At 35.2% G+C, this 15,631-nt stretch carries 11 protein-coding genes and 1 pseudogene; all 12 read right to left on the bottom strand.

Annotated elements, in window-relative coordinates; translation table 11 throughout:
- Positions 1–245: 245 nt before the first annotated feature.
- Entirely contained in the window at positions 246–707 is a 462-nt protein-coding gene (locus tag MARIT_RS12980) for a hypothetical protein (protein WP_100211723.1), read from the bottom strand.
- The gene (locus MARIT_RS12975; protein ID WP_231975147.1) at positions 707–1,045 is read right to left on the bottom strand and encodes a hypothetical protein; all 339 of its coding nucleotides are present in this window, start codon (positions 1,043–1,045) and stop codon (positions 707–709) included. Before MARIT_RS12975 ends, MARIT_RS12980 begins: the two co-directional genes overlap by 1 nt.
- Positions 1,046–1,114: 69 nt before the next feature.
- Positions 1,115–1,234, bottom strand: a pseudogene (locus MARIT_RS16075) (RHS repeat-associated core domain-containing protein); the annotation flags it as partial.
- 108 nt (positions 1,235–1,342) lie between these two features.
- A complete protein-coding gene (locus MARIT_RS12965; protein WP_100211722.1) occupies positions 1,343–2,311 on the bottom strand; it encodes an SUKH-3 domain-containing protein in 969 nt (322 codons plus the stop codon).
- Positions 2,299–6,864 carry a DUF6531 domain-containing protein gene (locus MARIT_RS12960; protein ID WP_100211721.1) on the bottom strand — a complete coding sequence of 1,522 codons (4,566 nt, stop codon included), beginning with the start codon at positions 6,862–6,864 and terminating at the stop codon, positions 2,299–2,301. Before MARIT_RS12960 ends, MARIT_RS12965 begins: the two co-directional genes overlap by 13 nt.
- A gap of 15 nt (positions 6,865–6,879) precedes the next feature.
- Complete coding sequence (locus MARIT_RS12955) at positions 6,880–7,152, bottom strand: Imm17 family immunity protein (RefSeq protein ID WP_024741543.1); 273 nt, start codon at positions 7,150–7,152, stop codon at positions 6,880–6,882.
- Between the two features lie 12 nt (positions 7,153–7,164).
- Entirely contained in the window at positions 7,165–8,517 is a 1,353-nt protein-coding gene (locus tag MARIT_RS12950) for a hypothetical protein (protein ID WP_100211720.1), read from the bottom strand.
- A 126-nt stretch (positions 8,518–8,643) separates the two neighbouring features.
- The gene (locus MARIT_RS12945; RefSeq protein WP_024741545.1) at positions 8,644–8,886 is read right to left on the bottom strand and encodes a hypothetical protein; all 243 of its coding nucleotides are present in this window, start codon (positions 8,884–8,886) and stop codon (positions 8,644–8,646) included.
- A 12-nt stretch (positions 8,887–8,898) separates the two neighbouring features.
- Positions 8,899–10,665, bottom strand: a complete 1,767-nt coding sequence (locus MARIT_RS12940) for a type VI secretion system Vgr family protein (RefSeq protein WP_100211719.1) — start codon at positions 10,663–10,665, stop codon at positions 8,899–8,901.
- Positions 10,666–11,041: 376 nt separating this feature from the next.
- A complete protein-coding gene (gene tssD, locus MARIT_RS12935) occupies positions 11,042–11,440 on the bottom strand; it encodes a type VI secretion system tube protein TssD (protein WP_024741547.1) in 399 nt (132 codons plus the stop codon).
- A gap of 264 nt (positions 11,441–11,704) precedes the next feature.
- Positions 11,705–13,612, bottom strand: a complete 1,908-nt coding sequence (nagB, locus tag MARIT_RS12930) for a glucosamine-6-phosphate deaminase (RefSeq protein ID WP_038025700.1) — start codon at positions 13,610–13,612, stop codon at positions 11,705–11,707.
- Between the two features lie 562 nt (positions 13,613–14,174).
- Positions 14,175–14,909, bottom strand: coding sequence for a hypothetical protein (locus MARIT_RS12920; protein WP_157926283.1), 735 nt, complete (start codon positions 14,907–14,909; stop codon positions 14,175–14,177).
- Positions 14,910–15,631 lie beyond the last annotated feature (722 nt).

The raw sequence follows: 15,631 nt of genomic DNA, 5'->3' as shown, positions 1-15,631 counted from the left end.
TAAATGGTTAGCTAAAATACTAAATTTTTTGTTGTCTTTTATTTTTCCAGAAGGAATAAAAGAACCTTCATCAAATATCCAAGTAATCTTATGGTGTTTAACTATACGCTTTTAAAAATCGTCATAACCAAACTAGGCATTCCACTAAAAAACCACAACTTGTGTCGTGGTTTTTTGCTTTTAGTATTATTTGTTAAACTTACTCGTGCTCGGCACGGAATACAATTCCGCCCTAGCGTGGTTTTTTAAGTTTTCCACCAATCTTCTTTCATAACAAACATTTCGGTAAGTAATAAGTCTTTGGGTAATTGATCTACATAATCCAAATGACTATACTCTTCAGGAACATTATAACCGACTCCAAAATCTTTGTTTACCATTAATGTACCGTGTAGAAAAATTTGATATTCACTTTTTTTAATAATTTGATCAACTGTCATATTTGGATAAAAAATGTCATTATACCGACCTTCATATCCATTAGAACAGAATATAGCTTTAACTATTCCTTTAGTTGAAGCTACTATTTTGATTATACCTTTATCAATTATATATCTAATTACAGGTACCGGATTGTTACTGAAATCCTGTATATCTAATTCATAACCTTTTGTGTACACTTCTGATAGAATATCATCTATCGTATTTCCAATATGTATCCCCGCTATAGACTTGCCGGATACAATTTTTTCTTTAAAATTTATCATTACATTGGATTCATTAAAACTTTATCCACAAATACAGGGGAGTCAGTTATTTTATCAAAATTTTCAAATCCCTTTGGACCTACTCTACCATATATAACATCTTGTCCTTTTTCAATTTTATAAACCTTCCAATAGTCTGTTTTATGGATATTTGATTGAGGAGCAACCGCTCCTGGATGGTAATCAAGTATATATGTATCTCCTGATTTTGTTGTTCTAGTAAATACAGTATGTTGAATTTTATCAGGGAATGCTGCTTGTGGATTTGACTTAGTCCAGCCTTGCTTGATTAAGTCAGCTTCTAAATCAGAGGCTTTTTTTCCAGAAAGTTTCTCCAAAATTCGATTTGTAATATTTAATTTCTTGTCGAATGCCTTCTTTCCATAAGTCTTAGCTAAGCCTAATGCATCAATTTCAATATTCGAGTCTCCAACATAGCTATAAAAATTTGCTTCTCGAGATTCAAGTCCAATCGGGTCTTTTGAAATATACCTGCCATCATCGGGATTGTAATAACGAAACCTAATTATAGGCTAACTTTATTGCTTACTCTTACTCGCCACTAGCTACAAATTAACAGTAGCAAAGGTTATAATTTTTTTAAAGTCGTCATAAATCATACTTTTCTATTTCTATTAATTTTTTAATATAATTTTAAACCCTGTAACGTAATTATATTCATTATAAAAGACGATAAAATTTTCAGAGATATACTTTCCTATATACTTGTCTTTATTAGATAATAAAACCATAAAGCTTTTATTATTTTTATCTTTTATAGTTCGTTTTTCGGATGTATAATTTAAACTTAATGCATCATAAATATCTTCTTTTATTACTTTTAAGTTATAAAAAACATTGTCTTCCTCTATAAAAATAGGCGGAAAATCATCTACTATATCATAATGAGATAAATCCAATCCAAAATTAATATTTTCAATAATATAATTCTCATTTAAAAGAATTAGAATTTGACCTCCTATGGAAAAAAAACTCTCTCCTTTAAAAGATGTATTTTTACTTTTCACTTCAATTTCACCTAGTTCTGTAAGAAAAGAATATAATTTACCTTTGTAGTCTGATTTTTCAAAATTAACTCTAAAAGAAGTATTCTTATCTAAAGAACGATCTCTATTGTCAAAATCTATTTTTTTTAATATATTGTCATTCAGTATGTTATTTAATCCTTCTATTGGCGAATTTCCTAAAAAAATAACTGTATAATCAAATGAGGCATATGTTAATCCTTTTTCATCACAAAAGAAAGTCATATATTCTGAATAAACTAAACCTAAAGGAATAGTCCCTTTCATTCTATAAGTATTCTCCCAGTCTTTTAAATTAGTAACATTAAGAACTCTTTTCGTTTTAAAATGTATTTCGTCTTTACCTCTTCTAGTCTTAAACCTTATTTTTTTATTTGCAAAATATTTTAAAAATTCAACAACAGATTCAGTCAATTTATATTGCGCTTCTTCATATAATTTTAATGATTTGTTAAATGAATTATTATCTATCAACTCATCTAAATTTTCAATTATTAAACTATTCTTTTTTAGAAAATTTAGAGATTTTTTATTCAATTGGTTTTTTATGGTACCCATCTTCTACAGTTTTTGCATGGTTTTTTGATTGTTCCACTTTTGACGTCAATAGATACTTCTGTAAAATCAGGTAACTTACTCCCTGGATTATCCGTAAAAGCTTTATTATAAGCATCTACTTCTCCACAATTATTCACTTCCCATACTTCCCTTGTAGAATTAGGCAATGCATCATTTAAGCTTTTATGAATTTTTGTTGGTTTAGTACCACTATACCCATCATAAAGTCTTCCTGTTTTGATATGTGCTACTATAGTAATAACTGTGGGATGTTTCTTGTTTCCTCTTAGTTTATTAGCTTTTTCTATAGCTTTCTTTTTAGCACTAGCTTTCGCATCAGATATTTCTTTTTTACTATATGTTTTAGAAAGTCCAAAAATATCATTCCAAAAATTAGGGTCATCCACATAATTATAGAACCCATATTCACCACTCAGTAGTCCAATTGGGTCTTTTGAAATATACCTGCCATCATCAGGATCGTAATAACGAAACCTATTATAGGCTAATTCAATCTCTTTATCATAGTATTGCCCTTGATATAGAAAAGGGCAGGGTGCATTACTACCGTTAATTACTTTTCCGTTTAAATCTAAAGAACGTTCCCATACTTGCTCGCCTTCTTCATTATACATTTGTGTAGGCGTACCTAAATGGTCTGCTAAGATACTAAATTTTTTGTTGTCTTTTATTTTTCCGCAAGGGACAAAAGAATTTTCTTCAAATACCCAAGTTATTTGGTTGTATTTTTCTATGTAATCAGCTCGTTTACCTTCGTCTGTGTAATGGCGTTGTTTGTGTTGTTTCCACTCGTGTAGTGGTGTGTTGCCGTTCCAAACCCAACGGGTAGTGGTCTTTTTAAATTCTTTGCGTATTCTTCTGCCTAATGGGTCGTATTTAAAAGAAACCTTTTCCTTATCAGGTCGTATGACTTCTTGTAGCATACCAGCATCGTTCCATTTGTATTTCCAATGTTGGGTTTTGCTTTCAAACAGTCCCTTTTTCTTTTTGTATTTTTCTATTAAGTTTCCTACATCATCATATTTATAATGCCAGTTGCCTTTTTTTTCTAAACGGTTGCGGTAGTTATAAGTACGGTCCTTTTTATTAGGGCTATCAAATAGGTTTCCTACCTTATCCGCCGTTCGGTGCTGTACGGTTCCGTTGCCAAACTTAGCATAAGTTAAGTGCCCTGTTTTACTATATTGAAATTCCGTAGTTCCAGTAGCACTGTCTATAATACTTTGCAATCGGTCATTAACCCCCCAACGGTATTGGCGGTGGTGTTTGCGATTGCCTCCACCAGTTACCTGTTGCCCTGTTAATCGGCCTATATTGTCATAGCTACTTTGTTGGCTAATGCCCCCTAATAATTTTCGGTTGGTTTCAAGACCCAAGGAATCATATTCAAATTCACTTTGCCAGCCATTGGCTTGTTGTTTCGTAAGCTGTCCTAACGCATCAAACTCAAATTGCATATTGGCACCTAAGCTACTTTGTAAGCCCACACGTTGCCCTATGTGGTTATATTGATGAGTAATATGCACACCATTTACCGTTTCTTTAGTAATTTGCCCTAAAATATTACGCTCCAAACGTACCGTGGCATCTGAGTTGATAGCCTCCACCAATTGTCCGGCCGCATTATAATCATAGCTTACCGTAGTACCATCATGATAGGTAATTTCACAAACCTGTCCGTCTTTGGTATAAGTATATAGAGACGTACGCCCAGCAGGGTCATTTTTTTGAAGTATCTTTCCCGCTTTATCACGTTTATAATGCGTAATCCCTCGGTCAAATCCTTGCTCTTTAATAACATCCCCTACCTCATTTAAAGTAAACAAATAAGAAATATTATTTTCATTAACCAATTGTGTTAATTGCTCTTCCGTATTGTAAAAATAATCAGTTCTTCCACGCGCATCACTCCGAGAAGTTAGTTTCCACATTCCAGCATATTTATACTTCACAGTTTGGTCTTTGTCTTTATATTCCAATAAATTATCAATACCATCATAAGAAAGCTGTATGCAATTGCCATCAAAATCATGCACACCAATAACCCTACCAAGCAAATCATATGTTAAAAGCTGTTGCGCTCCTTTAGCATTGGTTATTTGGGTATTTCTACCCAAATCATCATACACAAAAGAAGTAGTAGCTCCAGTAGGGCTAATAACCTGTGCGAGGTTATAGTGTTTGTCATACTTTAAAAGAGTCGTATTTCCTAAGGCATCCGTAATCTGAGAAAGCAACCCATCTTTCCAATCTAATTGGGTAATAGCTCCATTTGGATTGCTAGTTTTTTGTAAATTTCCCTCCGAGGTATATGTACGTTTCCATACGCCGCCCAATACATCCGTAACCTGAGTAGGCAAATAAAGGTGGTCAAAATCTTCATATTCCAATAAAGTAGTTGCACTATTCGGAGCCGTTTCCTGCAATTGATTTCCACGCGCATCATAGTCATATAAAAAGCTAGCCCCTTCTGGGTCCGTTTCTGAAAGAAGTTCGTTATACGCATTATAACACCAAGTATGCTCCGCATCATTAGGATCTATACGTTTATATACCAGTCCGTTTTTATGATAATAAGCTTTTAGATGCCCCAAACTATTCTCTACCTTAGTAAGTCCTTCGTAAAATTGGAGCTTATGATTGTAAATATCACCATCTCCCCAAGTATGAATACAACGAGCCCCTGTAGTATTGCCATCATATTTAAAAAACCAACAAAGTCCGTTTCTCCATGTTTCCTGTACCATCAAATGATTTTTATAAGCAAAATGCATGGCATCTCCTTCGGCATTGGTTTGGCAAATCAAGTTTCCTTCCTCATCATAAGTATATGCAGCAATAATAAAAGTACTTTCATACTTTTCAGGATGCGGGGCATATATTTTTAAAATACGTCCTTCAGCATCGTTCACTACCTCCAATTTTCGGTGAGCACTATCTATTATTCTAGTAAGATGCCCTTGAGTATTATAGGTAAACTGAATACCAAAACCATTTTTATTAGCAATGGTTTCTATAAGATGTAAGTCTGCATAGGAATTTTCAGTAAAATAATAGAAAACACCTTCTTTTTCATTCCAAATACGATACCGTCCTTCGGCTGTTACCTGAGCTTCTAAGCGCTCTTGCCGATTGTATTGAGGCATTGCTATGCTAGGAATCGGAAAAGCAATGGGTCTTCCGTCATTCATACGCAATGATAAAATGCCTCTACTTTGGTCTATATGCAAGGCAATATCATATAGATGGTGCCAGCCATAGCCCAAAGGCCCTTGGTAGTCACTATTACTATAATAAGTACGTTCCCAAGAAATAGGAATTTGTCCAGGCAAATAAAAATCTTCCTCATCTGTAAAAAAGTTTCCAGTAGCTACATCCACAGGATGCCCTGTAACCGTACAAATAGCTTTATGGAGCATTTTACGCAGCTTTCCTGTCTTAATTTTTTGATGCACCTTAGTATGTAGTTTATCTGCCAATCCTTTCGCCTTTTTCTTATAAAACCTCCCTAAACTAGCTTTAAAGAGTTGTTTTATAGCAGAAACAGGATTCATAGGAGCAGGCACAGGGTTGGTGAGGATACTTCTAGCAGGAGGAATAGGGTTGATGACTCCTGTAGGCAAATACAAATTAATTTTAGCATCCTTATCCGTTTCTGTATTTTTACTAGGACGCAGGTCATGAGGAGATACAATTCCTACATCATTACAATTTAAATGCAAATGCGCAGGGCCTCCGCTTATAGGATCTTGGTCTGCCAATGTAAATAAGCTGCCCATAAAAGCATGACCAATATTCTTATCAACCATCGTAAAAGCAGGGTGAAAACCAGTTCCCATAGGAAAATGCGGAATGCTTTTAGTAGGAGTTCCAGCAACAGCTCTAGGTTGATAGCCTCCTATTTTTACCGTAGCTCCTAACATTCCTATCACCATAGAAGCAGCCATATGTCCTAAGTTAGCGGCTTTATTGGTGTTTAATGCTTGTTGCTCCTGTTCATTAGGAGCGTGTGGATTTTCAACTGCTGGAGGGGTAGGAGGCGCAGGAATGACGCTAGCAATTGCTGCGGAGGCAAAATCTTTTGCTCTAAATAGCATCCCGATATAAGGGTGTGGCATTGGAATAGGAGCTGGAGAAGGCGGAATGGTAACAAAATGAATGTCAATGCCCATTACAGGATCTAGTTGTTTGCTAATAGGCAAACAAGCAAGCCCTTGCATACCCAATGCACCTAACACGGGTAATAAAGCACTCTCTAAAGCATCATCTACAGCTCCTAAAGCTCCCATAGCTTGCATACCAGCCTCAGCAACGTTTAATGCTACAGCAGTAACTTTGGTAGGTGTAGATAAGGCATCATTATGGAGCACCTGTTCCGTATTTTTAGCAGTATCACCAAGCGCTGCTGCTTGTGTGCCTAATGAGTTATGGATATTACTACTTACTTGATCATAATAGTTACTGTTATCATAAGAAGTAGTTTTGTGTTGATTTCCAGTGGTTCCTTTTTTATGTGTTGGTATCTTTGTCATAACGTTTTTTTAAGGTTAGTTACTATGCCCCCAAGCAATTAATAAGCCAGCAGCAATGATAATAATAGATAAAAAAGCCATGAGAACACGGGCTATATTCCTACCAAAATAGTTGCTAATAGAAGCAATGTTAAAAAAGCCATTTCCTCCCTCTAACATCCAGTCAGCATCCATAATTACGGCAATAAGCATAATGCCACCAATACCAGAAATAACGAAGCCAGCTAGTGAAGGGTTGCTTCGAATATTGTTAAATAAGTTGTCAAAAAAAGAGCTAAATTTTTCCATATATGTTGTTTTTTAGTGCTGATAAGCAGTTTCTTTTACGGAGCTAGCTTTTCCGTATTGATGTATTTTTTCCATAAAATTTTCACCGAAATAAGGAGCTAGCTTTTCCTTCATTTCTTCATCAGAAAGCACCTTTTTACGTCCGTTCCAATAGTACAATATTTTAATAAGCCAAGGGTAGGTAGATTGTGTGCAACTTTCAGGTGTCATTTGATCTATCAAATAAAAAGCAGCCACCAGTTGGTGGAGTACTGCCTTCTTATCCCATCCTGCATCCATGGCTTTTTCAGCAAACAAACGTGTACTTTCACATTGCATGATGGCATCGTTGCATTTTTCATATGATTTGGCAGCGGTAAGGTAATCATTACAGGCATCTTCATGCTTCTTTAATAAACTAGCAATAGCACCTCTACCTAAAAGAGTTTGCCCGTACAATCTATATGCAGTAGCAGGCTCTATTCTGCCAATACTTAGCTTGCCTGCCTCTACCGCCTTATTTGCAAAGAAGAGGGCTTTTGGATAGTCTTTATATCCAATTTGATCGTTATAAAGAGTCGTATATACGAGTATTATTTGCCCTAGCCAATTCGCATCTTTCTGTAAATTATCACTAGCAATTTCTAAGCATTTTTTAGCAGAGGTATCCACCATTTTTTCATCCCTATTTTTTACAGCAGTCATCAATTTAGCAAGGTGTTTTCTATACCCCACTTCAGGAGCATTCGGATTTCCCATGGCGGCCATTTCTTCCACAGCACCGTCTATATCCAAATTAGGATGCATTGTATATACTTCTGTAGGATACCAAGCGGCTATTTTAGCAAATAGCGGATAGCTATCCGTATCAGCAATGCCAATACGAATATGAGATTCAAGTCCTTTTTCAAGAAGCTGTTTTAGCCAGCGATTGGCATTTTGTTTGCTAGCAAAAGGCATTTTTATAATAAAACTTACGACGGTATTTTTATCAGGAACCAATAAATTTGCCAAGGTATTTATGTTATTAGCAAAAAGAGCTGCGTGATTGCCTTTTTGAACTGCTTTTTTATCGGGTTCCCAAGGAATCTTTTCAGTAGAAAGCCCATCGGGTTTTTCTGCTGTGTTCCAAAGAGTAATGGTGTCATATAATTCATCTAATAAAGTACTTGAAAAGGATGCAAGAGTACTCCAAGGAGTTTCTAGTAAAAAAACAAGATCGTCTTGTTCTGTATCTAAAGCTAGCATGTATTCAAAGAAATCATTTATAAAAGATTGCTCATCATGTTGGGCATGAATACGAATGATATTTACTTTAGGAATTTGTGTTGCGATTGACCATTTTAATACTAATTCGTCAAAACGTTTTTGAATGGGGTTGTTCATGGTATTATTTTTAATATAGAAGCGATGTAAAATGTAGGACTTTTTGCGCTAATGAAAATATAGCTAGGTTGTGAGAAAAACTAAAATAGCACAAATTTACAAGCATAAGAAAAAGTGAAAACGACTTCATAATGTAGTTAAAAACCAACTTAATAATATACAACTTATAAATAGGAGGAAGGGGATGATACGCCCCCAAGTTTTTCCAAAGGTATTTCCAAAAAAATCGGCTTCGGGATTTTTTGCTGCGAGGGCATCCAGGGTGTTTTTGGTTTTAAAAAACATAAAAATAGCAACTAGGGTGATGATAATACCTAAGGTAAGCTGACTAGCCCATGTATTTTCTTGAAAAAAAGTTTTTAGATCCATTTACAAATGCGGTTAATTTAATTTAACAATAGTTCCTTCAATACTGGTAGTTGCTGATGACGATAAAGTAGCTTTGGATTGTCCATTAATAGCAACAGTTTGTGTACCTGATACCGCCACTTTTTTTCCGTTAATCGTACTTTTTCCTGCTTCGGTATTAAAGGTAGAATCGTTGGTTGCCATGCTGGTTGTTTGGCTTCCAGAAATACTAATATTGTCTCCTACAATCGCAATATCCCCATTACTCTTAAGCGTAATGCTTGAATTTCCTGTAGAAAGACTGATGGTATCATTGGCGGTCACAGAAACAGTATCTTTACCATTAAGAATTACTGTGTTTCCTGCTCCATCTTTTACCAAAATACTTCCTTTTTCGTTATCATCATCAAAAGTAATAGTACTTCCGCTACGAGTTGTAATGCTTTTTATTTTATTTTTAGAGCTGCCTCCTGCACCTGTTTGCCCATTGTATAAGCTTCCCATAACAAAAGGTCGGTTAGGATCATTGTATCTAAAAGAAATAAGTACTTGATCACCAATTTCAGGAATAAAAACAAACCCTCTATTGGCAGCAACCATATCACTACTACCACCATCAGGAGTTAGCACGCGTATCCACGCGCTTTTCATTTCTCCAGTTTGCCAGTGCATACGAACCTGTACGCGTCCTTTTCCATCAGGATCCTCATTGTCAATCACCGTTGCCATTTGCGTTTGAGCCAATGGAAAATGGATATTCGGTTCTGGAAGCGTCTTGATATCAGCAGGCAAGGCGATGATGTGATTATGATAGGCATTTCCTACATTAGCATTATGAGTAATTTCTGTAATGATATATTTACCATGTCTTTTGTTTGAAAAAGAGCCTTTTTTTTCAAAAATTTCTGAACGCAAATCAATAATACTACCAACAGTGAGCCCTCTCTTTTTTGATGTTATAGAAATATAGTTTGCATTGGCAAAAGCACTTTGTTGTTTTTTTTCTAAATAAGTATCTAAATCAGAGGTATTGCCAATTCGCATTGGAGAATAAGCATTGGTAGGATGCAAATACGTGTCTAGAGAAGCACTAAAAGCTAATTGCCCGAGTTCATTCAATCCCGCAGGAGTATCAGGACTTTGTGCGTTATATTGCTCATCAGCAAAAGAATTGTAAGAAAAAGATTCATACTTTCTGGCTTGTACTTGAACCCCTATTTGAATTTCGTCAATATCAATACCATAAACAAGCTCTATAGCATCCTCTTTTTCAGGTTTTCCAAAAAATAAGGTATCACCATCATAATAAAACCATTCGTGATATTGCTTCGCCAAGCGTTGTAAAAACTGAAAATGAGTTTCCATATATTGCGATTCGTACGTAATTGGAGAAGCATATTCAGGTTTCACACTAGCTGTTATTTTAGGGTGTTTGGCAGCGGCCTGTACAATAGTTGCAAGGTCTTTCTTTAGCCAAGATTGGAGGTGTTTCCCATTTTCTAAGGCAATGGTAGAAGAATACCCAGACAGTACAATTTGCCCATGATGCCCATTAGCATGGTGCAAACCAATATGGGTGATGATGCCTGTAAAATCTTTTTCATGAACACTAATAATAATTGTTTTGCCAAGCCATTCTTTAGATTTGTCAATAGTGTAAGCACCTTGGTTTTCAATAGTTTCTAAGTCAATGGTCATGGTAAAGGAATGATGGTCATTTATTTTTTGTTTTAAATAAATAGATTGATACCCCTTGATAAATTCTCCATGGATGCTTACTTGTCTGTTTTCAGATGTCATAGTTTTTTATTTTAATGATATTAGGCACTCATTTTTTAATAAGTTACACATTGTCATATGCAATGGTCGCATATATAAAAAATAGCCAATTTTTTTAATGAACTGTTTTTAACTGTTGTAAAATGGTATAGACAAGAGGTGAATACAAATTTTTTAGAAAAAGAGCTTACTTTTTCTAAGCATTACGCATCCAATAATAACAATTATACATGCAATTTTTTTTAAATCTCTTATCATCATAACAAACACTACACCAGCAATTTTTAATAGTATTTATGTCGTTTACACGACAGCAATTTTTTCAAAAAGCCTTCATATAAATGTTAGAGGAAGGCTTTTATAAAGTCGTAATTAAAAGGATATCCTTTAAAACTCCTTATGCCCTTGGCCAACGATTGTGTAAGGCGGCATTTCCTAAGGTAATTTCTTCTGCAGAAAAAACCACTTTAGTAGTCATTGGTATTTCGTTATTAACGTCTAACGTTTCTTTATAATATACAACATAAGCATTGTGAAACTCAAGCTCCTTCATTTTAGCATCCTCTTCCGTCTTTTTATAGGTAATTTTACCAGCTACTGGTTTAAATTGACTATTAAGCATTGCTTCTATAACAGTTGTATCTTCTGTAGATTCAAAAGAAATTTCTACCCTTCCACCTAAAATATTGGAAGAAGGCTTTCCTTTTTTATCTGTATTTCTACTGAACTCATGTTTGGAGTAAAGTACATCAAATTCTTTGCCTTCAAAAGTAAACACGGCTCTGAATGATCCCATAATATTGTTTTTTATAGATTGATAAAAATTTATTTTTTAAAAGCTCTTTTTAGAGGCTAATATACCATACAAAAAAGAGAACCCTCCAAAAACAAATTTTTGAAATTTTCTCTTTTTTAAACCCAAAGGCTTCTTCACTTTTGACATTATTTTATTTTGGAAGAAAGAGAAAGCACCTAAAATAGTGTCTAATATGTGTATAAAAGTACATTAATTTTTTAAAAACCCAAATATAAATAACTGTTTTTTAAAAAAATACCCACCTTAAAACTCCCATTTAGCAAAAGCCTCCATAGCAGGATAATTAGGAAGGCCTAAACGATGGTATTTTTGAGCAGTTTCTCTATTTCGTTCCTCAGCACGCATCCAAAACTCTCTCGTATCATCTCCTTGGAACATGACACCATCTTTTTGCGATTGATGGTAGAATATGGCGTGTCTCTTTTTTAAAATTTGATCAGGACTCATAGGAACTGCCATGTCAATTTCATGCATATCCCATTCATGCCATGCGCCTCTATATAGCCACACCCAACAATCATTCATAAAAGCTTGTGATTTTAGCTCTTTTAGAGATTCAAAAATAATATCTAAACATACCTTGTGAGTTCCATGAGGGTCTGCTAAATCACCAGCAGCATAAATTTGATGCGGTTTTATCTGCGTAATAAGAGCAGTCATGATAGAAATATCAGCCTTCGAAGCTTTGTTCTTTTTGATGGTTCCTGTTTCGTAAAAAGGCAAGTTTAAGAAATGAACTTGACGATCTTTAATTCCCATATATCTAGTGGCAGCAAGAGATTCACTTTTTCTGATCCACCCCTTTAGCTGTCTTATTTCTAAAGGATCAATAGTGTTTTCTTTTTTACAATGTAGCTGTGTAATTAACGCATCAACTTCTTTAGGCTGAGTACTTATTTTTTTTGCGATTTCAGCAAATTTCAAAGCTTCTTCATCAGATACAGCAATATTTCCAGAAGTTTGATAAGCAATATGCACTTCATGACCTTGTGATACAAGCCTGTCAAAAGTACCTCCCATAGAAATGACATCATCATCAGGATGTGGACTAAAAATAAGAATCCTTTTTTTCTCAGGAGTAGCGCGTTCGGGTCGGTTGGAATCGTCTGCATTTGGTTTCCCCCCAGGCCATCCTGTAATGCTACGTTGTAGTTTGTTAAACATTTCAATATTAAGGTCATAAGCAGCGCCTTCTTCCGCTAGTAAACTAGACATGCCATTATTGTTATAATCTTTGTCGGTTAAGCTAAGAATTGTTTTTTGAGTTTGCTCACATAGCCAAACAATCGCTTTGCTTTTTAATGAAGGAGTCCATTTACAAGGGCCAACTAACCAAGGAGTTTTATTTCTTGTAAGTTCACTACCCGCCTCTTTGTCTAGTATAAATGTAGTATGATGATGTTGTTGCAAATAAGTGGCAGGTACTTGTGATGATATTGGCCCCTCAATAGTGTCCTTTATAATTGCAGCTTTGTGTTGCCCCCATCCTAATAAAACAACTCTTTTTGCTGCTTTTACAGTAGCAATTCCCATAGTAATCGCTTTTCTAGGAACATTATCTACACCTAAAAAAGCACTGGCTGCATCGGTTCGTGTAATATGATGCAGTCGAATGGCTCTAGTACCAGAGTTATAATGAGAACCAGGTTCGTTAAACCCAATATGTCCTGTTCTACCAATTCCTAATAACTGAAAATCCAAACCTCCTGCTTGTTGGATCTTAAGTTCATAATCAATGCAATATTGACGAACTTCCTCCTTTGAAATCGTACCGTCTGGAATATTAATATTTTCAGCAGGAATATTTACATGATTAAACAAATGCTCATGCATAAAATAATGATAACTATGAATGCTATCTTTTTGCATAGGAAAGTATTCATCTAAATTAAAGGTAATAACATTAGCAAAGCTAAGCCCTTCTTCTTTATGCATTCTTACCAATTCTTCATACACTTTAATAGGAGAAGAACCAGTAGCTAAGCCTAAAACGCATGGTTGGTTTTGTTGCTGTTTGTCTTTAATAAGCTGCCCAATTTCTTGCGCAACGCTAATAGATGCTTCATTGGAATTATTAAAAATAACATTGTGTATTTTTTCAAAGCGAGTTTCTTCAAATTGACCTGCGGGTTTGTAGTTAATGTCTTTCATGTTTAGTAATATGTTGTGTGTTTTGGTGTTTTTTATACAAGAAGCCAACTGTATTAACCATTGGGCTAACCAATCAAATTGGCATCGTAGAGTACCTTTTTGTGATATAAAGCAATCTGTTAAAAAGAACTTCGTGCTAAAATAAATAAAAATGTATTATGTATAACATATTAATTACAATGAACTGATTTAAACTTTTTGCTTTGAAGCGAAAGTTTAGGATTTTTTGTCCTAATAAGTCTTTTTTGAGTGATATAGCCTTAGCTACGTTGTGAGAAAAAGTTAGAATTAGGGGCAAATAAGATAAATTAGCAGGCATCAAAAAAAGTTTAAATCATTTTATGATATAAAATAATATGAGTTTTACGTAAGAAGCTATGTTTTATGCTAGTATAAAAGCAGCATATTGAATATGTTAGGATGTTTGATATACAATAAGCTAAAAAGATAGTGCTTACGATTTCTGATACTAAAATAATCGAAATTTTCTGTAATCTGGAGGTTCTTATCAAAGAATTTGAATTTATTTGAACAAAAAATAGCATTTCAAACAGTTCTCTGTTTAAAAAGATGTTGAATTGCCTAATAAATTTGGGACAAATTTATTAGGCAATTCAAGCAACAAGGCATTAGGATCGTGCAACAAGGCATTAGGATCGTGCAACAAGGCATTAGGATCGTGCAACAAGGCATTAGGATCGTGCAACAAGGCATTAGGATCGTGCAACAAGGCATTAGGATCGTGCAACAAGGCATTAGGATCGTGCAACAAGGCATTAGGATCGTGCAACAAGGCATTAGGATCGTGCAACAAGGCATTAGGATCGTGCAACAAGGCATTAGGATCGTGCAACAAGGCATTAGGATCGTGCAACAAGGCATTAGGATCGTGCAACAAGGCATCAGGATGGTGCAACAAGGCATCAGGATGGTGCAACAAGGCATCAGGATGGTGCAACAAGGCATCAGGATGGTGCAACAAGGCATCAGGATGGTGCAACAAGGCATCAGGATCGTGCAACAAGGCATCAGGATGGTGCAACAAGGCATCAGGATGGTGCAACAAGGCATCAGGATGGTGCAACAAGGCATCAGGATGGTGCAACAAGGCATCAGGATGGTGCAACAAGGCATTAGGATGGTGCAACAAGGCATTAGGATCGTGCAACAAGGCATTAGGATCGTGCAACAAGGCATTAGGATCGTGCAACAAGGCATTAGGATCGTGCAACAAGGCATTAGGATGGTGCAACAAGGCATTAGGATGGTGGAACAAGGCATCAGGATGGTGCAACAAGGCATCAGGATGGTGTCACAAGGCATCAGGATGGTGCAACAAGGCATCAGGATGGTGTCACAAGGCATCAGGATGGTGCAACAAGGCATTAGGATGGTATCGTAAACTAATACTCCATATACTGTCATAAAAAAGTTTCAGAATAGCACCCAATATAAAGTTAAAAACAACTGTTGCAATTGTATGGTTATTGAATTATAGATGAATAGGAGCTAGATTTAAGTGTGAAAAGAACCGTTAAAAGTTGGCAAACCAACCAACCGATACAACAACCGAAGCAGTAAAAGAGAAAGAAACAAACAAAAAAATAGCGAAGAGGTCTATCTACTTATAAAATATAAAAATCGTAAAGGTTTTCTGATACAACACATTCTGTCTAATACTAGTAACTTTCAATAAAAAGTATGTTACTTAAATCAAATCATTAATGATGCCAACACCATAAAAATGATTGGCTAATAGGTTTGGAAATACTAAAAAAATAAAAATCACTATCACTAATTTTGCAGAATACCAACCACCCATAGTAGAAGTCTCTGGAGAAAAACTAACAAAAACTATTGCAGTTGAGTTGGATATAAGAAATTATAACTAATTAATTTTTAAGTTGTTGTTTGTTAATTGTTAATGTGGTGTATAATTAGCCACTACTTTTTGTAACAATTGCTATTGCCGTAATAAATAGACCTTTTAAATAAAGAAAAGAGAGAAGCCCCTGTTTT

Origin of the sequence: Tenacibaculum maritimum NCIMB 2154 (assembly GCF_900119795.1) — a bacterium.
Classification (GTDB): domain Bacteria; phylum Bacteroidota; class Bacteroidia; order Flavobacteriales; family Flavobacteriaceae; genus Polaribacter; species Polaribacter maritimus.
The sequence above is the reverse complement of the archived record's forward strand: the minus strand, read 5'-3'. Positions and strand labels throughout refer to the sequence as shown.